The organism is Chitinophaga japonensis (assembly GCF_007830125.1).
GTDB lineage: Bacteria > Bacteroidota > Bacteroidia > Chitinophagales > Chitinophagaceae > Chitinophaga > Chitinophaga japonensis.
Map to the genome: position 1 here is coordinate 645,147 of NZ_VLLG01000003.1, position 24,075 is coordinate 669,221.

Genomic DNA, 24,075 nt, shown 5'->3' on the forward strand with positions numbered 1-24,075 from the left:
AACCTGCCAGGTCTTATGACCAGCACATGCGTTACTTTTTTATTGCCATATTGACCATTGCATTTCCTTTACTCCATGTCCGCACAGGACTGGCGCAGGAGATCACCGTGCAGCACCTGCGTTGTGAAATGCTGGTGAACCCGCGCGGCATTGATGTACGCACGCCGCGCTTAAGCTGGGAGATCAGTGGTGCGCAGCGGCATATCCTGCAAACGGCTTACCAGGTGCTGGTGGCTTCTTCTCCCGGAAAGCTGGCTGCCGGTGAAGGCGATCTCTGGAATTCCGGCAAGGTCAGCTCCGGTCAGTCCATTCACGTGGTATATGCCGGCGCGCCGTTGCGGAGCCGTGTTGCCTGTTACTGGAAGGTGAGGACCTGGACCACGCAGGGCGCCAGTGCGTGGAGCGAACCGGCGCAGTGGAGCATGGGATTGCTGCAGCCTGCGGACTGGCAGGCTGCCTGGATAGGGCTGGACCGCGCTTTTCCATGGGACAGCGCGCATAGTAAATTCTCCCGCCTGTCCGCCCGCTATTTCCGTAAAACATTTGCCCTCTCCGCGCCCATCAGGAAAGCGACCGTCTACCTGGCCGGCCTGGGATTGCATGAGCTGTACATGAACGGGCAGCGCATTGGCAACCGCGTGCTGTCGCCCGCGCCTACAGATTATACCAGAGCGGTAAAGTATAACACCTATGATGTAACCCATGCATTGCAGCAGGGACAGAACGCCATGGGCGCCATACTGGGCAACGGGCGCTATTTTACCATGCGGCAAAACTACAAGCCGCATAAGATCCGCACCTTTGGCTATCCCAAAATGCTGCTGCAATTGGAAATCGAGTACGCAGACGGCCGTCGCCAGACCATCGCCAGCGATGATACCTGGAAAGTGACTGCCGATGGCCCCATCCGCAGCAATAATGAGTACGACGGTGAAGAATATGATGCCACCAGAGAAATGCCCGGCTGGAACAATACCGGTTTCGATGATAGCCATTGGTTGCAGCCGGAACGGGTGCAGCCGCCCGGCGGCAGGGTGGAAGCCCAACTGAATGAGCCGATGCGCGTGATGCAGACCTTGCGCCCTGTCGCCATCCATAAGCTGCACCCAGGTGTGCACATACTGGACATGGGGCAGAACATGGTAGGCTGGCTGCAGCTAAAAGTAAAAGGCAAGCGCGGGCAAAAGATCACGCTCCGCTTTGCAGAAACGCTGCAGCCGGACGGCTCCCTCTTTACCGCCAACCTCCGCGATGCCAAAGTAACGGACGTGTATACACTGAAAGGCGAAGGGGTGGAAACCTGGCATCCACGGTTTGTATACCACGGCTTCCGCTACGTGGAAGTAAGCGGCTATACGGAGCCGCCTTCCCTGGATGATTTTGAAGGACAGGTAGTATATGATGATATCGCTACCACCGGCGCCTTTGAAACATCGGACAGTACGCTGAACCAGGTATACCGCAACGCGTACCAGGGTATACGCGGCAATTATAAAGGCATGCCGGTGGACTGCCCGCAGCGCAATGAGCGTATGCCCTGGCTGGGAGACCGCACCACCGGCGCTTACGGGGAAAGTTTCGTGTTTGACAATGCAAAGCTCTACGCAAAATGGCTGGACGATATCGCGCAGGCCCAGACGCCGGAAGGCGCCATACCGGATGTAGCGCCGGCTTACTGGCGCTACTACAGCGATAACATGACCTGGCCGGGTGCCTTCATACTGATAGCAGATATGCTGTACACGCAGTTCGGCGACCAGCGGCCCATCGCAAAGCATTATGACGATATGAAGCGCTGGCTGGCCTACATGCGCGGCAAGTACATGAAAGACTTTATACTCACCAAGGACAAGTACGGCGACTGGTGCGTGCCACCGGAATCCCTGCAGATGATCCACTCCCGGGACTCCACGCGCAGAACGGATGGTACATTGCTGGCTACGGCCTACTATTACCGCCTGTTGCAGGTGATGGAGCGCTTTGCCGGCCTGCTGCAGCGCCCGGAGGACGCCGCTGCCTTTGCGGACCTGTCCGGGAAGATAAAAACAGCGTTCAACAAAAAGTTCCTGCATGCTGCTGAAGCTTACTATAGCAATAACACCATTACGGCCAACCTGCTGCCCCTGTATTTTGACATGGTGCCGGCTGAAAAGCGTGAAGCCGTGTTTGAAAATATGGTGCACCGCATCCTTTATACTTACAAGGGGCATATCAGCACCGGTGTAATAGGCACCCAGTGGCTCATGCGCGGGCTGAGCCGGGAAGGCCGTCCGGATGTGGCTTTCCGCCTGGCATCCAACCGGGACTATCCCAGTTGGGGCTACATGGTGGAGCAGGGCGCTACCACCATCTGGGAATTATGGAACGGCGACAAGGCGGCCCCCAACATGAACTCGCATAACCACGTGATGCTGCTGGGCGACCTGCTGGTATGGATGTATGAAGACCTGGCGGGCATCCATTCCGATGCCGCGCATCCCGGGTTTAAACGGTTGATCATGAAACCTGTGCTGCCGCAGGGGCTGCACTTTGTAAAAGCAGGCTACCGCACCATGCACGGAGCAGTGCACAGTGAATGGCGCAAAGCGGATGGGCGCTTTACCTGGAAGATCAGCGTGCCGGGTAATACTACCGCGCAGGTATATGTAGCGGCTGTTTCCCCGGCGCAGGTAATGGAAAGCGGCAAACCCGCATTACAAGCGAAGGGCGTGAAGTTCCTCCGTATGGAAGGATATAACGCTGTATTTGAGATAGGCTCCGGTGATTATGTTTTTGAGACCACCTGGCCTGAGATCAGAAAAAGATAACGATTATGAATAAACGGATTGTAAACACCTTATTATTAGTATTGATCGCCTTCACGGGATGGAGCCAGACCAATGGACAGCACACCTGGAAGAAAGGCATTATTACGGATGAATTTATTTATGAGCAGGCGCCTTTTCCCTCCTGCCATGCTGCTACCATCGCGGAAACAAAAGACGGGCTGGTAGCCGCCTGGTTTGGCGGCACAAAAGAGCGCCACCCGGATGTAGGTATCTGGGTAAGCCGCAAGGGAAAGCGGGACAGTCACTGGACTGCTCCGGTGGAAGTAGCCAATGGCGTGCAGAACGACAGCCTCCGTTATGCCTGCTGGAACCCCGTACTGTACCGGGTGCCGGACGGTAAGCTGCTGCTGTTCTACAAAGTAGGGCCTAAAGTGTCCGCCTGGAAAGCTTTTATGATCACTTCCGCAGACGGCGGCATTACCTGGACGGCTCCCAAAGCTATGCCGGAGGGATTCCTGGGACCGGTAAAGAATAAGCCGGTGCTGCTGGACAATGGGACTTTGCTTTGTCCTTCCAGCACGGAGGGCAATGGCTGGAAAGTGCATTTTGAAGCCACCAAAGATGCCGGCCAGACCTGGGAAAAGATAGGTCCCATCAATGATGGTAAAACCTACAACGCCATTCAGCCCAGCATACTGCAATACGGGAACGGCCGTCTGCAGGTACTTTGCCGCAGCAGGAACCGGGCTATCCTGGAATCCTGGTCTGCCGACAACGGCCGCACCTGGTCGCCTTTATCGCCCACTAGGCTGCCCAACAACAATTCCGGCACCGATGCCGTAACCCTGCCGGATGGCCGCCAGTTGCTGGTGTACAATCATGTGCTGCCGCCGGATGGCAAGGTCAAGGGCCCGCGCACGCCGCTGAACGTTTCCCTGTCCAAAGATGGTAAGGTATGGTATGCCTCGCTGGTGCTGGAAGATTCGCCCATCAGCCAGTATTCCTATCCTTCGGTTATCTGCGGTTCCGATGGTTATGTACACATCGTGTACACCTGGCGCCGTGAGCGCATCAGGTATGTGAAGGTAGACCCGAAGCAGTTGCAACTGGTAGAGATCAAAAACGGGCAATGGCCTGAGTAATAAAATAATTGGAATATGGATCGTCGTCACTTTTTAATGAATACTACATTGGCTGCCACGGCGGCATTACTGCCCCGGCAGCTTTTTGCAGCACCTGCTGCGCCGCGTTACCAGATCGCTGTGTGCGACTGGATGATCCTGAAACGGCAGAAGCTGGGCGCTTTCCAGCGTACCAGGGAGATCGGCGCAGACGGCCTGGAGCTGGATATGGGCGGTTTAGGCAACCGTGAAACCTTTGACAACAAACTGGTGGACCCCGCGGTACGGAAGCAGTTCATCGACGAAGCGCGCCGGCTGGGCCTGCAGGTATGTTCGGTAGCCATGTCCGGTTTTTATGCGCAGTCATTTGCCGGGCGTCCCGGCGTGGACCGCATGGTGCAGGATTGCATCAATACCATGCAGCAACTGAACGTAAAGGTGGCTTTCCTGCCGTTGGGCGTGCAGGGCGACCTGGTGCAGCATCCGCACCTGCGCCCCGCCATCGTGCAAAGACTAAAAGCCGCTGCCGTGCAGGCGGAAAAAGCGGGGGTGGTCATTGGCATAGAAACCGCCCTGGACGCGGCAGGGGAGGTGGAGCTGCTGAAGGAGATCGGCTCGCCGGCCATACAGAGCTATTTCAATTTTGCCAATGCGCTGGAAGCCGGCCGCGACCTGCAGCAGGAGCTGCGCATACTTGGCAGGGACCGCATCTGCCAGATACACTGTACGGACAAGGATGGCGTCTGGCTGCAGGATAATACCCGCCTGGACCTGCATAAGGTGAAGCAAACATTGGACGATATGGGCTGGAGCGGCTGGCTGGTAATAGAGCGCTCCCGCGACGCCAAAGACCCGCGTAATGTAGTATGGAACTTCAGCGCCAACACGAAATACCTGAAATCAATTTTCCAGCAATCGTAATGAGCAGGCAGTATAACAGGTGGTGGACGCTAGCGGTGTGCTGGTTGCTCCTTTTTCCCTTTGCCGCAAAGGCGCAGCAGCCGGACCTGGAAGTAGTGTTCCGTCATCCGCCCGCTGCTGCCAAACCCTGGGTGTTCTGGTACTGGATGCAGGCCAGCGTGTCCCGCGAGGGCATTACCGCCGACCTGGAAGCCATGAAAGCCGCCGGCATTGGCGGCGCTTACCTCATGCCCATTAAAGGCGTCACGAGCCCGCCGTTGATGGAGCCGCCTGTGGAGCAGCTTACACCCGCCTGGTGGGAGATGGTGCGTTATGCCATGCAGGAGGCGGACCGGCTGGGACTGCAATTAGCCATGCACGTGAGTGACGGCTTTGCGCTGGCCGGCGGCCCCTGGATCACGCCGGAGCTGTCCATGCAGCAAGTGGTATGGTCGGAAACACAGGTGGCGGGCGGCCGGTATTTCAATGATACGCTTCCCCGCCCTCCTGCTTATAAAGGCTATTACCGGGATATTGCGGTAATGGCCTATCCTTCCCTGCCCGGCACGGGCGCTACGCCGCCGCCGCAGATCAGCAGCAGCCTGCCCGGGGTGGATGTGCAGCCGTTGCTGGACCCGCATAACCGTAAGAACTTTCGCAGCGATACCGCCTGCTGGATACAGTTGGCCTATGAGCAGCCCTTCACCTGCCGCAATATCTTTATCCGCTCGCAGGGGCCCAATTACCAGGCCCAGCGCCTGATCCTGCAGGCCAGCGATGATGGCCGTTCCTTTCGCACTATTGAACGGCTGCAGCCGCCCCGGCATGGATGGCAGGACTACGAGGCCGGTGTAACGCATACTATAACGCCAACTACTGCACGTTTTTTCAGGCTGGTATATGATACCGCCGGCACGGAACCGGGGGCGGAAGACCTGGATGCAGCCAAGTGGAAACCGGTGCTGAAGCTGTGCCGGCTTGCACTGTCCGGCGAGCCAAGGCTGCACCAGTTTGAAGGCAAGACCGGCGCCATATGGCGGGTAAGCCCCCGCACCACTGCCGCACAGTTGCCGGACTCCCTTTGCATACCGCAAAACAGGGTCATTGATCTTACCGCATCATTGGATACCGCTACCGGCCGCCTGCAGTGGCAGGCGCCTCCCGGCAACTGGACCATCCTGCGCCTGGGCCACACATCCACCGGCCATACCAATGCTACCGGTGGCGCCGGCACGGGCCTGGAATGCGACAAGTTCAATCCCGCCGCTGTCCGCCTGCAGTTCGACAACTGGTTTGGCGCGGCGTTCCGTAAAACAGATCCTGCGCTGGCCGCGCGGGTATTGAAAATATTTCATGTAGACAGTTGGGAATGCGGGAGCCAGAACTGGTCGCCGGTATTCCGGGAGGAGTTCCGCCGCCGCCGGGGGTATGACCTGCTAGTGTACCTGCCTGCTATGGCCGGCATCCCGGTGCAGAGCGCCGCGGCCTCCGAGCGTTTTTTACATGACGTGCGGCAGACCATTGCGGAACTGGTGGTAGACCGGTTTTACGGCACCCTGGCTGAACTGGTGGCAGAAAAGGGTTGCCTGTTCAGTGCAGAAAATGTAGCCCCTACCATGACCAGCGACGGTATGGCGCATTTCAGCGCCGTGGATATTCCCATGGGAGAATTTTGGTTTCGCTCGCCCACGCATGACAAGCCCAACGATATGCTGGACGCCATCTCCGGCGCGCATATCTATGGCAAGCCGCTGGTGCAGGCAGAAGCATTTACCACCCTGCGCATGGGCTGGGACGAGCATCCCGGTATGCTGAAAGCGCTGGGCGACCGGCATTTTGCCCTGGGAGTGAACCGGCTGGTATATCACGTATTCACGCATAATCCCTGGATGGACCGCCGGCCCGGCATGACACTGGACGGCGTGGGGCTGTACTTCCAGCGGGACCAGACCTGGTGGAAACCCGGCCGCGCCTGGGTGGCCTATGCGCAGCGCTGCCAGGCGTTGCTGCAACTGGGGCAGCCGGTAACGGATATGGCGGTGTTCACCGGCGAAGAAATACCCCGCCGCGCTGTACTGCCGGAAAGGCTGTACGCGCAGTTGCCCGGCATGCGGCAATACTCCTATGATTCTTTTAATCCCGATGCGTTATTACGCCTGGCCTCCGTGCAAAACGGGCGCATTGTGTTGCCCGGCGGTGCCAGCTATGCGGCGCTGGTATTGCCCGGCCCGCGACCAATGGCCCCGGAAGCGCGGCTGTCGCCGGAAGTGATGCAGCGCTTCCGGGAACTGGCAAATGCCGGCGCAAAAATAGTAGTGAGTGGATCTGCAAATGATACCGCGCTGCAGTCGCTGCCGCATGTTTCGCTCGCAGCGCTGCACCTGGAGCCGGATGTGATCGTAGAGGAAGCGCCCGGCATTGTGTGGACGCACCGCCGTACGGCAGATGCGGATATTTATTTCATCTCCAGCCAGGAGGATACCACGCGCAGCTTTGATCTTTCTTTGCGTATAGCTGGCAAGGTGCCGGAGCTCTGGGATCCGCTTAGCGGCGATATCCGCGAAGCGAAGGACTGGCGCATGGAAAAGGGGCGCACCGTACTACCGTTGCAGTTAGTGCCCGCCGGTTCCCTGTTTATCGTGCTGCGGAAGCATACCACGCAAACAGCACAGCACCACGGCAGCAACTGGCCGTTGTTCCGCCCCGTGCAAACATTGCCCGGCAACTGGCAGGTGGCTTTTGATCCATCCGCCGGTGGCCCGGCAAAACCGCTCAGCTTTGCTGCGCTGGAGGACTGGAGCCGGCGGCCGGAGCCCGGCATCGGGTATTATGCCGGTACGGCCGTATATACAAAGACCTTTGACTGGAAAAAGAGGCCTGCCAAAGATGGCCACCTATGGCTGGACCTGGGCGATGTGGCGAATATTGCGGAAGTGCGCCTCAATGGCATGCCCTGCGGCATAGCCTGGACGCCTCCCTACCGCGTGGATATTACGCAGGCATTGCGTCCCGGCCGTAACCACCTGCGCATTGAAGTTACCAACACCTGGGCCAACCGTTTGATCGGGGATCAAGCCCTGCCGGAAGCGCAGCGCATTACCCGCACCACGGCGCCTTACCGCCTGGAAGGAAAACCATTGCTGCGGGCGGGATTATTAGGCCCGGTCACTATACTCAACACCGATGATTAATTTTAACAACATGCAGATCCTGGGAAAGATATTTACTTATGTACTGCTCCTGGTGGCGGGTACTGCTCACGCACAACACGCCGTTCGTGAAGTGCCTGCCAGCGTAATGCAAAATATTTACGGGCAGGTGAAAACACCGCATAAATACGGGCTGGTGCTGGTGCCCGCAGATGACAGTAAAAAGCTGGATTGTCCCAGCGTGTTCCGCAAAGGAGATAAATGGTACATGACCTACATTGTGTATGATGGCCGCGGATACGAAACCTGGCTGTCCGGCAGCGAGGACCTGCTGCACTGGAAAACCCTGGGGCGGCTGCTGTCCTTCTCCGACACTACGGACTGGGACAACAACCAGAAAGCCGGCTATGTTGCATTACAGGACTATCGCTGGGGTGGCAGCTATGAATGGCAGGCTTACAAGGGCAAACACTGGATGACCTATATTGGCGGCGGCAGCCGGGGCTATGAGCAGGGGCTGCTGTCCATTGGCATGGCCTATACCCGCAAGGACCCATCCGTGCCGCACGAGTGGCAGCGCCTGCCTGAACCGGTGCTGATGGCTACGGATAAAACCGCCGGCTGGTGGGAAAATAATACTTTGTATAAAAGCACCGTGATATGGGACCGCAACAAAACTACCGGCTATCCTTTTGTAATGTATTACAACGCCAAAGGCGACAGCCTGAAACCCAAGCGGGGAAAGGAACGCATAGGAATGGCCGTGTCAAACGACATGGTGCACTGGCAGCGCCTGGGCAAGGACCCCGTGCTGAACCACCATGCGGGCATCACCGGCGATCCGCAGATACAGCAATTGAACGGCGTATGGGTGATGTTCTATTTCGGCGCTTTCTGGAAGGACCGGCCGGGCGCCTTTAACCGCTTTGCCTGCTCTTATGACCTGGTGCACTGGACCGACTGGGAAGGGGAAGACCTGATCAGCTCTTCAGCGCCTTATGACGACCGTTTTGCGCACAAGTCCAGTGTAGTATACCATGATGGCGTGGTATACCATTTTTATTGCGCCGTTAATAAGGCCGACCAGCGCGGCATTGCGGTGGCTACTTCCAAAGATATGGGTGAAAGCGAAGTGCAATTTTCAGGGAAATGATTAACAGACTGTCATGAAGATATTTTTTGTGCTATTGTTATTGATTGCTGCGGGCGCAAATGCGCAGGACAACAACCGTGTGCAGCTTTTTGATGCGGACTGGCGCTTCCATCGCGGGGGCGCACAGGGCGCAGATGAACCGGGATTCGATGATGCCGGCTGGCGAAAGGTAGACCTGCCGCACGACTGGAGCATTGAGGACCTGCCCGGCACTAATTCCCCTTTCAGCCCCGATGCCATCAGCCAGCCCAATGGCGGTTTTACCACCGGCGGCACCGGCTGGTACCGCAAAACCTTTACCATACCGGCTGCAGACAAAGGAAAGCGCATACAGGTGCAGTTTGACGGCGTGTATATGAATGCCGAAGTGTACATCAACGGCAAGCGCATGGGCAAGCACCCCTACGGTTACACGTCTTTCTGGTATGATATCACCGACCGCATCAGGTTCGGGGAGAAAAATGTGCTGGCCGTAAAGGTCCGGAATGAAGGAGAGAACAGCCGCTGGTACGCCGGCTCCGGCATCTACCGTCATGTGTGGCTCAAGGTCCTGCACCCGCTGCATGTAGCGCAATGGGGCACGTTTGTCACTACCCCTGTTGTAAGCAAAGCCGCTGCAAAGGTGCAGGTGCAGGCAAAAATAAAGAACGAAACGCGCGACGCGGCTACAGTAAAAGTAGTGACCCGCATCGTGGATGCCGCAGGCAAGGCAGTAGCGGCTACCGAAACCACGCAGAAGATGGATTCCCTGGCTACCGGCCAATGGAACCAGGATATGACCGTGCGGGATCCTGCATTATGGTCAGTAGATGCACCGGTGTTGTACACCGTCATCACCGAAGTATACCAGGGCGCGCAGTTGACGGATAAAATGAGCACACCCTTTGGCATACGTACCATCAGCGCGGATGCGGTAAACGGCTTCCGCCTGAATGGGCAGCCACTGGAGCTGAAAGGCGGCTGCGTGCATCACGATAACGGGCCGCTGGGCGCAAAAGCCTTTGACAGGGCTGAGGAGCGCCGTGTGGCCCTGCTGAAAGCCAGCGGCTACAATGCCATCCGCTGCTCGCACAACCCGCCTTCTCCCGCTTTCCTGGATGCCTGCGACCGGCTGGGCATGCTGGTGATAGACGAGGCGTTTGATATCTGGGGCGATGGTAAAAACCCGGATGACTATCACCGTTACTTTAATGAATGGTGGCAGCGCGACCTGGAAAGTATGTTATACCGCGACCGCAACCATCCCTCCGTCATTATGTGGAGCACCGGTAACGAGATCCCCCACCGCGAAAAGCCGGAAGTAGCCCGCGTGGCCAAAATGCTCAGCGACTTTATCCGTACCGTAGATACCACCCGCTTTATTACCTGCGGCGTGAACGGTATTGCGCCGGATAAAGACGCGTTCCTGTCCACGCTGGATATAGCGGGCTACAACTACGCCCGCGACAAGTATGTAGTGAGTCATGAGCGTAAGCCTGAGCGCGTAATCATCGCTACCGAATCCTTCCCGCTGGAAGCCTTTGAATACTGGACCGCCGTGGAGGATCACCCCTGGGTGGTGGGCGATTTTGTATGGACCGCTTTCGATTACATTGGAGAGGCCAGCATCGGCTGGCTGGGCTACTGGCAGGCGCAGTGGTTCTATCCCTGGAACCTGGCTTACTGCGGTGATATAGATATTTGCGGATGGAAGCGCCCGCAATCTTATTACCGCGATGCCCTCTGGAAAGAGGATCAGCTAGCCGTTTTTGTGAAACCGCCGCAACCTTCCTTCCCCATCAATCACGATAAGGTGGACTGGAGCCACTGGGAATGGCACGATGTAGTGGCGGACTGGAACTGGCCCGGACATGAAAACAAACCCCTGGAGGTGAATGTATATTCTTCCTGCGAGCAGGTGGAGCTTTTCCTGGACGGCCGCTCCCTGGGAAAGAAAGCCACCAGCCGCTCCAATAAATTTACCGCCGTATGGCAGGTGCCTTATAAGGCCGGCACTTTAAAAGCCATTGGCTACACCCGTGGCAGGGAAGTCAATAATGCCGTGTTACGCACGGCCGCTTCACCGGTGCAGTTGGAACTCAATGCCGACCGTACCACTATTCATGCAGACGGGCAGGACCTGAGCTACATTACCGTAACGCTGCAGGATGCAGACGGCGTGCGCCATCCCAAAGCGGAAGACGAGATACAGTTTACAATAACCGGCCCGGGTACTATTGCAGGCGTAGGCAATGCCAATCCCCGCAGCGTGGAAAGTTACCAGCGCCCACAGCGCAAAGCCTGGCAGGGCCGCTGCCTGGTGATTGTCAGGTCCACCGGGCAGGCAGGAGAGATCGTGGTGAAAGCTGCTGCGGATGGGTTAAAAGCAGGGGAGGTGAGGATAAAGGCGGAGTAAGCTACTGCAGCATTACCTGCACATCCTTCCTTCTTTCCGCCGGTGTTACCTGCAGCATGGTTACTTTCCCATCCTGCAGCACGCCCTCCACTGTGGTGTTATAAGGCGCATGTAGTTTGAAGCGCACATTCCAGGTAGCCGGCCAGGCGGGGAAGAGATAAATATGCCGGTCGTCCGTTTGCATCAGCATTTCCTGCAGCCCGATCATGCCCGCGCCGCCCTGGTTATGATCCGGTGTCCAGTCAAAGCCGGGGCCCCAGAAAGCCGGGAAACGGGGCCGGGCATCCTTCAGTTTTTCCAGCGTATACCGGGCAGCCGTATCCGTTAGTCCCAGGCGGGCGCAGAAGATGTTATCCTGTTTCCAGCCCACGTAACCGCGATGCTGAACAGCCGTCGTATCATACAGCCAGGTATTTACTGCCGTGTCCAGGCCGGCCTTTCCGATACCGAACATCCCGTAAGGGAATACCGGGTATAGCTGCGGCGTTTCTACATTATTGATCCGCTCCCAGGATTGGGCCGGCGCAATGGTAGTATGCCCCTGCATGTTACGGAATGAGAGCGGCGGTATGCGTTGCAGCAGGGCCTGCAGCTTTTGGCGTCGGGCAGCGGAAAGATATTTGTCCGGCAGCGCCAGCATGCGGCTGGTAACGGTGTGCAGCCCGGCAATAGTGGTGGTGGAATTGTACGTCATTTTGTACGTTTCGCAGGCAGAGCCGGGGTACAGCACCAGGTGGCCGTTACCGTCCAGCGCCTGCGCCCCGCGGCGCCTGGCCAGGTACTGGTAATGTTCGTCAAAGAAAGTAAGGCAGCTTTCTACCAGCGGCAGGTAACGGGAAATATCCTGCCCGGTAAAGCGCTGCATGTCCAGTATCATCAGGCAGAATTCCAGCGCCGTATCCCATTCATATTCCAGCCAGCGGTTGTACTCCACACCGGCATCAAAATAAGCGGGCCGTTTCCAGCCATACTCGCTTGCTGCGGGCAGTCCGAAGGTCTCCATTTGTTCCGTAAAGCAGGCCCCTGCATGGTTCCAGTAAAACCGGGTCCTGGCTTCCGCGTTGTGCAACGCACGCAGGTAGAAATCAAACTGCGCCTTCATCATATCAAAGTCGCCGTTCTTCAGCATGGGCCAGTATACCAGGCGCTGGTTCTGCGCGGTAAAGGTGCCGCCGCCCCAGTTGCGGTGATCCGGTGTGAAAGGGTATTTTTCATTCACAAAAACAGGATCGTAGGTAAACAGGCCGCCATTGAACTTGGTGGGATAGGCGCCATAGGCGTTACAGCCCAGCATATAGCGGAACAACTGGTAGTTCCTGCCGGCCTGCCATTCCGTGGAAGCGGTATCATTGTTAATGAAGATATAGCTGCGCTGCCAGTACTGCCGCCACCAGTTCCGGGTTTCCCGGGAAGCAGTTTTATCCGCAACTTTCACTTTTTTTATTTGTTGCTGCAGCCCTTTGTACCAGTCTGCATACGCCGGCGCCTGTGCTGCGTGCAGCAGTACATGGATGCGGTGCGACCGGGCAGGCTTTGTGCTGTGCAGTTGCCAGGCGGTATAAGGAGTATTCACGTATTGCCCGCTGTCAATGCCCGCGGGTTCCATGCGCGCGCCCCACATCAGGCCGCCGAAGGTCAGCCCCTGCAGGGGATTCCAGAGCTGTTGCTGTATGCCGGCCAGTCCTTGTTGCCGTACGGTGAGGTTAAATATCGAAGCACTGTCGCGGTTGCGGTGATAGAACAGCACGGCATTATGGTCAAAGTCCACTTCATCATGCCTGGCGGTCACCGTTCCTTTGTAGCCCTTGTAGCCGGCGCAGGCCAGCAGCTCGCCTTTCGCCAGCGTGCGGTCCTGTGTTCTCCAGTTCTCGTAGCGCGCAGTAGCGGTGACAGGTGTATTGCTGTTGACCTCCACATGCACCACCGGGCGGAATACGTCTACCCATACACGGATGTTGGCGGTATGCCTGCCTTTACCGCCGCTGATATCAATGCGCCCTTCCTGCAGTTGGAGTGTTTGCCGGAAACTGGTGCCGTTCTCAAAGGGATTGGGTGTAAGCTTTATCCTGATCCGGCCTGCTTTCAGCAGGGTGTTGTTTTCATCAAACCAGCCGCTTTGCGAGAGGTAGCACAGCAGCTCGCCATTTTCTACCCATACATTGAGGCCGATATCGCCGCCGCCGCAGGGCATGGATTCGCCCGCATGCCGGCTCTGCGTGCGCCAGGTGATATTGTAATCATCCAGTAACGGATGCTGTGCAAATGCAGCAGGCGTGCAGATCAGTACCGTGTATAGAAAGAAAATGAATTTTTTGTAAGACATATGTATCGCTTCCATCCGTGAGGGAGAAAATTAATCATTCCCGCGCGTTTCTTCAACAGTGATCTTTACAGGTCCCAGCAGGCCGGATGGCAGCAAGGCGGCGTCTTTCTTTAAAACGATGTTGGTATGCGTGAGCCGTTCGCCGGCGGGCAGGGTAGCGTCATGGATCAAACGGTTGGGCCAGAGGTTGATCACTTCCACTTCCAGCAGGTTGTTTTTCCCGCGGGCCGCTTTGGTAATATTCACCCGCCAGGGAGCTGTCCATACAATGCCCAGGTCCTGCCCGTTCAGTTTTACGGAGGCGATGTTCTTTACTATGCCCAGGTCCAGGAATACGGTGGCGTCGGCACCGGGCATGGTATCCATATCAAACTGTTTAATGTAATGCGCCGCGCCGGAATAATACCGGATGCCTGCTTCCGGCCGCTGCGTCCAGTCGGTCAGCGTGGGAAATACAACGGAAGCAGGGCCGCCCCATGCAGGGTCAAAGCGCAGTTCCCAACTGCCGCTGATCTCCTGCAGGTCACTCACTGCCGGAAAATTTACGCCTGTACGCTTTTGTAAAGCGCCGGAGAAAATAATGAACATGGACTGGAAAGGTGCGAATGACAGCGAAACAGCAGTGCCGCCATTGGCAGCCGCGCCCGCTGCCAGCAGTCTTTTTTCACCGCTCACCGGGTCCCACAGCTCCGGTTGTTTGTTCCTCACCCGGAAAACGGCCTCCACTTTTTCCGGGCGGTTGTTCCGGTTGGCTACAAAATAAATATCCGTATCGCCATCGCGGCGGTGAATAAAATCAATGAACGCATCCGGGCTGTCATACACGAAGTCCGGCTGTACGCCCTGCTGCTGCAGTACTTCGCGGATGCTCCGCTTAGTGTGCACCCGTTTGCTGCGCCATACGGCTGCTGCAATTTGCCGTACCTCCGCATCGCAGTGCGGGTAGTTATGCAATCCCGGGTCCTGTTCGGGCTGCGGGCCAATAACGGTGGCGCCTGCTTTTACCAGTTCGCTTATTTTCCGTATAACGGGAACCGGCATACGTTTGTCGTCCGGCAGTACCAGCACGCGGTAGCTCATACCATCCGGCAGCACAATGCGCCCGTTCTTTACAGACAGCCGGGTGAGCAGTATTTCCTCGTTGCATACATCATAATCGTATCCTTTGCCCAGGGCGGGATCGGTATGTTTGGGCGCCACGATGTTGGGCGCTACATCGCCGTTGTAGTACAGCACATCCGCCACAAAAAGCCCCTGCTGCAACAGGTACTGGCAGCGCCCCAGGTAGGCCAGGAAAGGGCCGCACTGGCTCCACCAGGTTACATTCGGGTTGAAGTGGGTGCCGGCGCCGTACTCATAGCCGGGTTTCCCGTCTTCCGGGCGGGTGCAGGTAGTGGAGTGGATCAGGAAATGATTGATGCCTTCACAGAAAGCGCGGTCCGCGGCCTGTTTCATATTGCCGGGATAATCCAGCCAGTGGCGGAAAGAGGTAAAGGCTTCCGCAGAAGCGGTTTGCTTTCCATACAGGTGCGCTGCGGAAGCCACCATCTTGGTGACCTTGTTCTGCCCGCCTTCCAGCCGGGTAATGCCATAGGATTGCTTTTCATCCAGCCCGCCCGGTTCATCGTGGCGCAGGCCCAGCCAGAATTCGCCGGTAGGGCGGTCGCTGCGGCCCAGGTTCTTCAGCCCGTCCATGCACATGGTGCCGGAGCGGCTGGGGCCTGCAGATTCGTTGCGTACCTGTAGTCCCTGTTCATGGCAGCGTTTCGCAAAATGGCCGTAATGCTCATCCGCCATGCAGTCCGCCACGGTTTTGCGGTAATCATGCAGGAAACGGTCTGACAGGGCGGCGCTGCCCGCTATGTAACCATGCAGCACTGGCAGGTAGGGGCGGGGATCGTACCGGCGGTAATGTTCAAAATGTTCCAGGATGCGCTGCGTCCAGTTAGGGAAGCCGTCCTCGAAGCTGTCATCGCCCAGGTACTGCAGGGTAGTGCCTTTCAGGGGACCGGCGTCCCCGATGATGTATTTCCCGAGATGCGCAAACTGCAGGTCCACCGCCTGGCTGCTCAGCCAGTCTACGGACAGGCCGTTGGCTTCCGGCTGCGCGATCATCAGTTTGGAGCCGGTCATGCGATGCCCCGTGCGCAGGATGATCCAGTGGCCGGCCGGTACTTCCCATTCCAGGTAGCCATCAGCATTCACTTTACCTGTAAGGTCAATCACGTCCTCCACCGCAATGGGCTGGTCGCCTGCCTGTGGCTGCCAGGGCTCCAGCACAGGCCCCATCACATCTTTTGATTTTATAAAATTGCTGGCGTCCTTGCGGTTGGTTTTGGCGGGCAGCAGCTTTTTCCGTGCATCATCCAGGCGGGCGCTTTCTTCATCGGCTACACGAAAAGCTACAATGGCGCTATCACGGTAATCCAGTTGTTCCAGCGGCAGGTCAATGTATGATTTGAAGCCCGGCGGGTTGAACACGTGATCATAGCCATCACGGTTGCCGGGCAGCGGCAGTTGGCCGGAGAACCGCTGCGGGCCGGTAAGCGCCAGTTTGGACTGCAGGAACCAGCGCCCCGCATGCTCCGGCGTGATCCAGGGGCCGCCCATGCACCAGCCGGATGAAAAGTTAACGCCTACGGTAATGCCTAACCGCGCAGCTTCCTGCAGGGCATGCCGGTATAATGCCCGCCATTCATCAGAAAGGAATGGGGCGCCCTGCGGCATCTGTGCGCCGCCCAATCCTCCCGCGGTGTTAATGAGCAGCACTTCGCCCATTCCCTTTTCCCGGAATGCTTCCAGGTCGCGGGTAATGCCTTCCCTGCTTACCAGCCCGTTAAACCACCACCAGAAACACCCGGGCTGGTAAGGCTGTGCAGGAGACAGGAAGTTGCGGTAGTGCTGCGCCGCATGTAGGGGAGCTGTATCCCTGGCAAACCCTGTTTTACGGGCCAGCGCCAGCAGCCCGATGTTGGCTGCAGATAAGGTGGACAGTTGGATAAATCTTCTTCGGTTGACGGGCATAAGATCGTGGAATGAATCATGAAAATAAAAGAAAATTAAACAAAATTAAATGTTTTTAAAGTTCGGTGATCCGGGGCAAACGGGTATCCTGCACTGTCTGTTCATGCATTTGCAACGTGAAACACCGGTAACGTTTGCGTAAAAAATTGCTGTTTTCCATAGATATTTCTGTAGTTTGACCGCCAGACTGCGCATGATACATTCCTCTCACACAAGGACATGTTAATGCGAGGTTCCATGAGACCGCTAACAAAAAATTATCCACGAATGAAAATACTGGTCCTGAGTTTTCTGACGATATTATATGCCATGCAGGTGCGCCCCTTACAGGCGCGGGATCAACCATACGATATCCTGGTGGCACAGGACGGCAGCGGCGATTTTACCACCATACAGGCAGCAGTGAACAGTGTGCGCGATTTTTCACAGGCGCCTGTCAGGATATTCATTAAAAAAGGCATATACCGTGAAAAGCTGGTCATTCCTTCCTGGAAGACCATGATATCCCTCAGCGGCGAAAGCAGGGACAGCACTATTATCACCAATGCGGACTATACTGGTAAAGCCTATCCCGGCCAATACCTGAACGGGAATGCCAGGCACCGGACGTTCACCACCTACACCGTGCTGGTAGCCGGCGATGATTTTACGGCAGACAACCTTACGATTGAGAATGCCGCCGGCCCGGTAGGACAGGCCGTGGCGCTGCACGTGGAGGGCGACCGCTGTATCGTTCGCAACTGCCGCCTGCTGGGCAACCAGGATACCCTGTATGCCGGCCGGGAAGGCAGCCGCCAGTATTACACGGACTGTTACATAGAAGGCACCACTGATTTTATATTCGGCGCTTCCACCGTTATTTTCAACAACTGCACTATTCACAGTAAAAAGGATTCCTATGTGACCGCTGCTTCCACTACGCGGTACCAGCCCTATGGCTTCGTGTTCCTGCATTGCAGGCTCACGGCAGATACCGGCGTAAGCAAGGTGTACCTGGGCAGGCCCTGGCGCCCATACGGCGCCACTATATTTGCGGACTGCTGGCTGGGCAGCCACATACTGCCGCAGGGTTGGCACAACTGGAGCAAGCCGGCCAATGAACAAACAGCCCGCTATGCGGAATACCACAACACCGGTCCCGGCGCCGGCACGGCGCAAAGGGTGGCATGGGCGCGCCAGCTAAGCGCGGCCGCTGCAAAGGAGCTGACCCCGGCGCATGTTTTTAATGGCTGGGTTCCGTTGGAAAAAGGAAATAAGAAGTAGGAAATAAGAAGAATGAAGGATAAGATATGAAGCCTGTTTTTTCAGAAAATAAGTGTTATGTGTACAATTATTTGTTGGCCATGGCAGCAGGGCTGGTCCTGCTGCTTGGTCCGCAAATGGCGCATGCCCAGTCCTCGGATGTGATTGAATGGAGCGGGCATGAAATGCTCAATACCTATTTAATGCAGCAATTGCATCAGCAGTATGATATCCGCAGGCAACGGCTGCAGCAGGCCATGCAGTCGCCGCAGGGCCTGCGCGCCTACCAGGATGAGCTGCGCAGGGATTACCGGCAGTTACTGGGCCTGCTGCCGGAAAAAGTGCCCCTGGAGGCGAAGGTAACGGGCACACTGCAGCAGGATGGCTACCGTATTGAAAAGGTATTGTACCAGAGCTTTCCCGGGCATCATGTTACGGCCAGCCTGTATGTGCCGCGGGGCCATGGCCCTTTTCCCGGTGCGCTGCTGTTCTGCGGCCATGAGCCAACGGCAAAGGCTACGCCCTCTTACCAGCAAACCGCCATCCTGCTGGCGCGCCATGGCTTTGTAGTGCTGATGATCGATCCCATCTCGCAGGGGGAGCGGCACCAGTTGACAGACAATGCCGGCAAGCCTTTAACACGCGGTGGCACCACGGAGCATACCTTGCTGAACGCTGCCGCCGCCCTGGTAGGTTCCAGCGCGGCGGCGTACGAGCTGTGGGACAATGAGCGCGGGCTGGATTACCTGTTGTCCCGCAAGGAAGTAGACACGGCGCGCATCGGCTGCCTGGGCAATTCCGGGGGCGGTACGCAGGCGGCCTACTTCATGGCCTTTGAGCCGCGTATAAAGGTGGCCGCGGTATGCAGCTATATCACTACCCGCGAAAGGACCTTTGAGCTGGCCGGCCCGCTGGACGGCTGTGTACAGCTCCCCAATGAAGGGAAGCTGGGCCTGGAGATAGCGGACTATATGCACATGCTGGCGCCAAAGCCTTTGCTGGTGCTGGCCGGGCGCTATGATTTCGTGGACTATACCGGCGCCGAGCTGGCTTATGAAGAAGCAAAAAAATGCTATGCTGTTTTGGGGGCGCCCCGGCGCCTCAGCATGGTAACAATAGACGACGGGCATGGCATATCGCAACCCAAGCGGGAAGCAGCGGTGCAATGGTTCCGGAGATGGTTGTACGGGGATGACCGCCGCATAAAAGAAACACCGGCCAAAGTTTTGTCCCCGGAAATGCTCTTCTGCACCACCACCGGTGAAGTGAATAACAGCATACCGGGAGAAGTAACTGTGCAGCAGCACCTGTTGCAAACCGCCGATGCATTGGCAGCAAAGCGCCGGCAATTCCGGCAGCAGGCGAGGGGAACGGCTTTTGCCGATACACTGCGGCAGTTGCTGGGTGTTCACCCGCAACGGGCTCCCGTGCAGGTAGCGCATATAGATACGATACAGTATGCGGGATATACCTGGGAAAAGTGCTTGCTGCGTAGCCCGCAGGAGCCGCCGCTGCCCTTCCTGCTCATCCGGCCGGAGGGCCGCACCGCGGTGCAGGACGTATGGATATGCCTGCGCGATGAAGGGAAGCGTGCCTGGCTGGACAGCACGGCCTTCATCCAATCCTGCCTCCGGAAAGGGCAGGCGGTGTTGCTGCCGGACCTGCGCGGCACCGGCGAAACGGCAGACCTGCCGGCTTTCAATCATCCGAAATTCTACAACCGGGAATACCGTAACGCTGTCTCCTCCCTGCACATGGGCCGGCCCTTGCCGGGGCAGCGGGTAACAGACCTGTTGCTGCTGCTGGATTACCTGCAGTCGGATGCTGCCTTTCAACGCGCCGCTATCCGGGTGAAAGCATCCGGCATGATGGCGCTGACAGCGCTGCATGCTGCCGTAATAGATGAACGGATCAGCCAGTTGCAGGCAGACCGCTACGTATCATCCTTCACGGATATGATCCGGAACGTAATGGACAAAGACCATTACAGCGCCGTTATACCGCGCGCACTGCAGTACTATGATATACCGGACCTGGTCCGGATAGTTGATAAGCGGTTTGCATTTCCATAATGAAGCCGCTATGTTTGCAGGTAGTATACTATAGTATAGATAACGTTGTGATAAACTTTAATCTTTTTCGATAGCAATCAATGTCTCTCAGATCTTTTTTACTGCACGGTTCCATGGCGCTGGTTTTGGCAGCCTGCTCCACTGCTACGGAGCAACCGCTTTCCCGGCCGGAAGCCCTGCCTATGGAGGAATTAAGCCTGGACAACCTGGATGCCTTCACGGCCGCAGATCCCGGCTGGCGCGTTGCGGGCAATGTATATGCCAGCCGGCAGCAGCCGCATTACCTGGAGGCGGCGGAAGGTAAAGGCATACTGGTGTTTACCGGCGCCAAAAGCAACACGGCGCTGGGCACCACCTGGAAGCACCGGGATATGGACCTGGAGCTGGACTTTATGCTTTCCGCCGGCGCCAATGCCGCGATCCTTTTCCAGGGAAAATACCCCCTGCAATTAAAGGATAGCTGGCTGAAAGACAGCCTGGTGGCCGGCGATTGCGGCAGTGTGGCCGGGCAGCCGCCATTGCTCAACGCCTGCAAAGCGCCGGGCCTCTGGCAGCACCTGGAAGTGAAATTCAAAGCCGCCCGTTCCGGTCATCCGCAGGACAGCGCTACCGCCGCCGGTTTTGCCGAAGTGATATTGAACGGCCGCCCGCTGCACCTGGAACCGGCCCTGGCAGCCGCTGCGCAGGATATCGCGCTCCGGCAGGCGCCCGCTGCGGGCCCGCTGCAATTCCTGGTGCAGCAAGGGCCTGTGGCCTTCCGTAATATCCGCTACAAAACTTATGGCGATGCGCGCATACAACTGGCGGATATGCAATTCCGTGTATACGAAGGCGTATTTAAGAACCATGATACTTTAAAATTGCTCATGCCTGTCCGTACCGGCCGTACAGACTCACTGACCTACCGCGTAGGCGATAAGCGCGCGCACCTGGTGCTGGAAGGCAAGCTGCAGGTACCAGCTACCGGCGATTATATTTTCACCGTACAGAGCGGTGGCCCGGTGCGGTTGATGATCGACAGCAACCAGGTCGCCAATAATGGCGGCACACGCAATTTCCTGGATGTTTACTACGGCGATACCACCCTGCAGCAGGGGGAGCATTTCTTCCAGCTCAGCTATGCCAATTATGACGAAAGCCTGGTACTGCGCTATGAAGGCCCGCATATTCCATTTACGGCATTGACTACGCCTGCATCCGAAAGACCGGTAGAGCCGTCTCCTGCCATGGAGTACCCGGTAAAAGGCATGCCGGTGGTGCAGCGCGGCTTTATGCAGCACCAGGGCGAAGTGAATCCCTACAGCATTGCCGTAGGTATCCCGGGAAATATCAATTATGCCTACGGGCTGGTGAACTACAGCCCGCTGATGGCCTGGCACGGGCGCTTTATAGACGTAGCGGAAATGTGGCACGAGCGCGGTGAAAAGCAGTTGGCCAAACCCCTGGGCGCTACGCTGGAGCTGGCCGGTGTGCCCTGCATTGCGGAACTGTCATCTGCAGATGCGGCCTGGCCTGCTGCCATACGGGAAGACAGCAGCAGCTACACCAACCGTGGCTATAAGCTGCTGCCCGGCGGATTGCCCGTATTCTTTTACACCCTGCATCAATGGGCGGTGGAAGATTACCTGCATCCGCGGGAAGATGGCAAAGGGCTGGTAAGGGAGGTGACCATCACCAACCAGGAGCCGGGGAGCGGTAATGCCTGGTGGCTGCTAGGCAGCGGCGGCATCATTGAAAAGCTGCCCGACGGCAGCTATGCTATAGACGACAAGCGCTATTACATCGAAACAACGGCGGATGTGCAGATACAGCACAATAAGGACGAATACCGGCTGGTGCTGCCCCTGCAGCCCGGTAATAAAACGGTCAACATTCATTATTCCATTATCTGGTAAAGAATATGATAAGCAAGCAATACAGGCGCTTTTTGTTACTGCTGTGGGGAATGTCATTAACATACCTGGCAGCAGCGCAATCAGGCAGGAAGGGACCCGAAAGCAGGTATTATTCCATCACCAATGTGCCCATACCGGACAGCGTGGTGCTGGAGGTGGGGGGCCTTGCGTTCACCCCGGATGATCAACTGGGCGTGGCCACGCGGCATGGCGAGATATGGCTGATCAAAGATCCTTATCAACGGAAACCAGGAACACCGCAGTATACCCGTTTTGCCGCCGGTATGCACGAAACGCTGGGCCTGGCCTGGCATAACGGTTCCTTCTATACGACGCAGCGCTCCGAGCTGACCCGCGTAACGGATACGGACAAGGACGGCAAGGCCGATCTTTTCCAGACCGTAGCCTCCTGGCCTTTGTCCGGCAATTACCATGAATATTCTTACGGGCCACTGTTCATGCCCAACGGCGATATGATCGTTACGCTCAATCTTTCCTGGATAGGGCGGGGCGCCAGCCTGGCCAAATGGCGGGGCTGGATGATGCAGGTAAAACCCGACGGCACCATGCGTCCCTTTGCTACCGGCATGCGTTCTCCCGCAGGTTTCGGGCTGATGGAGAACGGCGATATCTTTTTTGCGGAGAACCAGGGAGACTGGATTGGTTCCGGCAGGATCACCCATATTGCCTATGGCGATTTTGCCGGGCATCCCGCCGGCTTGCGCTGGTCCGGGGAACCGGGATCGCCGGTATATTTAAAACCGGAACAGTTCCCGGACTCTATTGGCATACTGCATGATTTTGCGCGTAAGTTCTCCGCTTTTAAGGAGCCCAGTGTCTGGTTCCCGCATACCTTAATGGGTATTTCCACGGCGGATATCCTGGCCATCAATAATGATGCGTTCGGCCCCTTTAAAGGGCAGTTGCTGGTAGGCGACCAGGGACACAGCAAGGTAATGCGCGCCTTCCTGGAAAAGGTGAACGGTAAATACCAGGGCGCCTGCTTCCCTTTCCTGGAGGGGTTTTCCTCCGGTGTGCTGCGCATGGCATGGGGCAGCGATCATTCCCTGTTCGTGGGAATGACCAGCCGCGGCTGGGCTTCCACCGGCCCGGAATTGTACGGTTTGCAGCGGGTGCAGTTCAGGGGCAGCACGCCGTTTGAGATGAAAGCTATCCGTGCGCAGAGCAATGGCTTTGAGCTGGAATTTACCCTGCCCGTTAATAAAAAGCAGGCGGCCGATATTAATAAATTTCGTGTGACCGGGTTTACGTACAGCTATCACCGCAAGTACGGCAGCCCCATTATCAACCAGCAGTCCTGCCCGGTGGTAAAAACAGAAGTATCGGATGACGGGCGGCGTGTAAGGATCTACGTGAATGGATTGCGCGAAGGCTACATTCATGAGGTGAACGTATCCGGGCTGCAGTCACAGGCGGGCGTACCGCTGCTGCACAATGCAGGATATTACAGCCTCAACGCCATTCCTGCCGGCAGCGCTGCGCCGGCATGCGCGGTAACGCCCAGGAGCCTGGCTGCAGCGGCCAGCAACAAAGCCGGCTGCGGCAGCGATCCTGCCAAGTGCGTGACCGAACAACCGGTGGGCTGGGACAAAGGCCCCGATGTGGAGCTGCAGATAGGTACCAAACCCGGTCTGAAGTACGACCAGGAAGTAATGGAAGTGCCGGCAGGCGCCCGGGTGAAGCTGGTGTTCAACAACAACGACGACATGCTGCACAACCTCGTGATCGTAAATCCCGGCAAGGGCAATGAAGTGGGCAAGGCCGCCATGGAAATGGGGCTGAACGGATCGCAGCTCGCCTATGTACCGGCGTCAAAGGAAGTGTTGTTCAATACCTGCCTGCTGGAGCCGGGCAAATCGCAAAGCATTTATTTCATTGCGCCCAAACAAGCGGGCGATTACACATACGTATGCACTTTTCCCGGGCACTATGCCGTGATGAAGGGAATCCTGAAAGTAAGAAGAAAGAAATAAGAGGTAGGAAGTAAGAGGTAGGGAGTCTTACATCCTACT

General features: G+C 57.0%; 12 protein-coding genes. 10 read left to right on the forward strand and 2 right to left on the reverse strand.

Going from position 1 to position 24,075, the window contains the following annotated elements; genetic code table 11:
* Positions 1 to 26: 26 nt before the first annotated feature.
* The 6 genes from LX66_RS11705 to LX66_RS11730 are packed head-to-tail and all read left to right on the forward strand — an operon-like array spanning position 27 to position 11,486.
* Positions 27 to 2,807 (forward strand): alpha-L-rhamnosidase, encoded by a 2,781-nt coding sequence (locus LX66_RS11705; RefSeq protein ID WP_145713386.1) that lies wholly within the window; start codon positions 27 to 29, stop codon positions 2,805 to 2,807.
* 5 nt (positions 2,808 to 2,812) lie between these two features.
* A complete protein-coding gene (locus LX66_RS11710) occupies positions 2,813 to 3,910 on the forward strand; it encodes a sialidase family protein (RefSeq protein ID WP_145713388.1) in 1,098 nt (365 codons plus the stop codon).
* Positions 3,911 to 3,925: 15 nt separating this feature from the next.
* Positions 3,926 to 4,810 carry a sugar phosphate isomerase/epimerase family protein gene (locus tag LX66_RS11715; protein ID WP_145713390.1) on the forward strand — a complete coding sequence of 295 codons (885 nt, stop codon included), beginning with the start codon at positions 3,926 to 3,928 and terminating at the stop codon, positions 4,808 to 4,810.
* Positions 4,810 to 7,980, forward strand: coding sequence for a glycosyl hydrolase (locus LX66_RS11720; RefSeq protein ID WP_145713393.1), 3,171 nt, complete (start codon positions 4,810 to 4,812; stop codon positions 7,978 to 7,980). The genes LX66_RS11715 and LX66_RS11720 overlap by 1 nt, the downstream gene beginning before the upstream one ends.
* Before the next feature lie 10 nt (positions 7,981 to 7,990).
* Positions 7,991 to 9,091 carry a glycoside hydrolase family protein gene (locus LX66_RS11725; protein ID WP_145713396.1) on the forward strand — a complete coding sequence of 367 codons (1,101 nt, stop codon included), beginning with the start codon at positions 7,991 to 7,993 and terminating at the stop codon, positions 9,089 to 9,091.
* A gap of 13 nt (positions 9,092 to 9,104) precedes the next feature.
* The gene (locus LX66_RS11730; protein ID WP_145713398.1) at positions 9,105 to 11,486 is read left to right on the forward strand and encodes a glycoside hydrolase family 2 TIM barrel-domain containing protein; all 2,382 of its coding nucleotides are present in this window, start codon (positions 9,105 to 9,107) and stop codon (positions 11,484 to 11,486) included.
* A 1-nt stretch (position 11,487) separates the two neighbouring features.
* Here the strand turns inward: LX66_RS11730 and LX66_RS11735 are convergent, their stop codons facing one another.
* Both LX66_RS11735 and LX66_RS11740 read right to left on the reverse strand, forming a co-directional pair.
* Entirely contained in the window at positions 11,488 to 13,824 is a 2,337-nt protein-coding gene (locus LX66_RS11735; protein WP_244620377.1) for a DUF5703 domain-containing protein, read from the reverse strand.
* A gap of 15 nt (positions 13,825 to 13,839) precedes the next feature.
* Positions 13,840 to 16,833, reverse strand: a complete 2,994-nt coding sequence (locus LX66_RS11740) for a glycosyl hydrolase (protein WP_145713400.1) — start codon at positions 16,831 to 16,833, stop codon at positions 13,840 to 13,842.
* Between the two features lie 267 nt (positions 16,834 to 17,100).
* Between LX66_RS11740 and LX66_RS11745 the strand changes: the two genes are divergently transcribed.
* From LX66_RS11745 to LX66_RS11760, 4 genes are all read left to right on the forward strand, one after another.
* Complete coding sequence (locus tag LX66_RS11745) at positions 17,101 to 18,096, forward strand: pectinesterase family protein (RefSeq protein WP_145713402.1); 996 nt, start codon at positions 17,101 to 17,103, stop codon at positions 18,094 to 18,096.
* A gap of 59 nt (positions 18,097 to 18,155) precedes the next feature.
* Positions 18,156 to 20,147 carry an acetylxylan esterase gene (locus tag LX66_RS11750; protein ID WP_158642611.1) on the forward strand — a complete coding sequence of 664 codons (1,992 nt, stop codon included), beginning with the start codon at positions 18,156 to 18,158 and terminating at the stop codon, positions 20,145 to 20,147.
* A gap of 113 nt (positions 20,148 to 20,260) precedes the next feature.
* The gene (locus LX66_RS11755; protein ID WP_158642612.1) at positions 20,261 to 22,042 is read left to right on the forward strand and encodes a family 16 glycoside hydrolase; all 1,782 of its coding nucleotides are present in this window, start codon (positions 20,261 to 20,263) and stop codon (positions 22,040 to 22,042) included.
* A gap of 50 nt (positions 22,043 to 22,092) precedes the next feature.
* Complete coding sequence (locus tag LX66_RS11760) at positions 22,093 to 24,036, forward strand: plastocyanin/azurin family copper-binding protein (protein ID WP_211366186.1); 1,944 nt, start codon at positions 22,093 to 22,095, stop codon at positions 24,034 to 24,036.
* Positions 24,037 to 24,075: the final 39 nt, after the last annotated feature.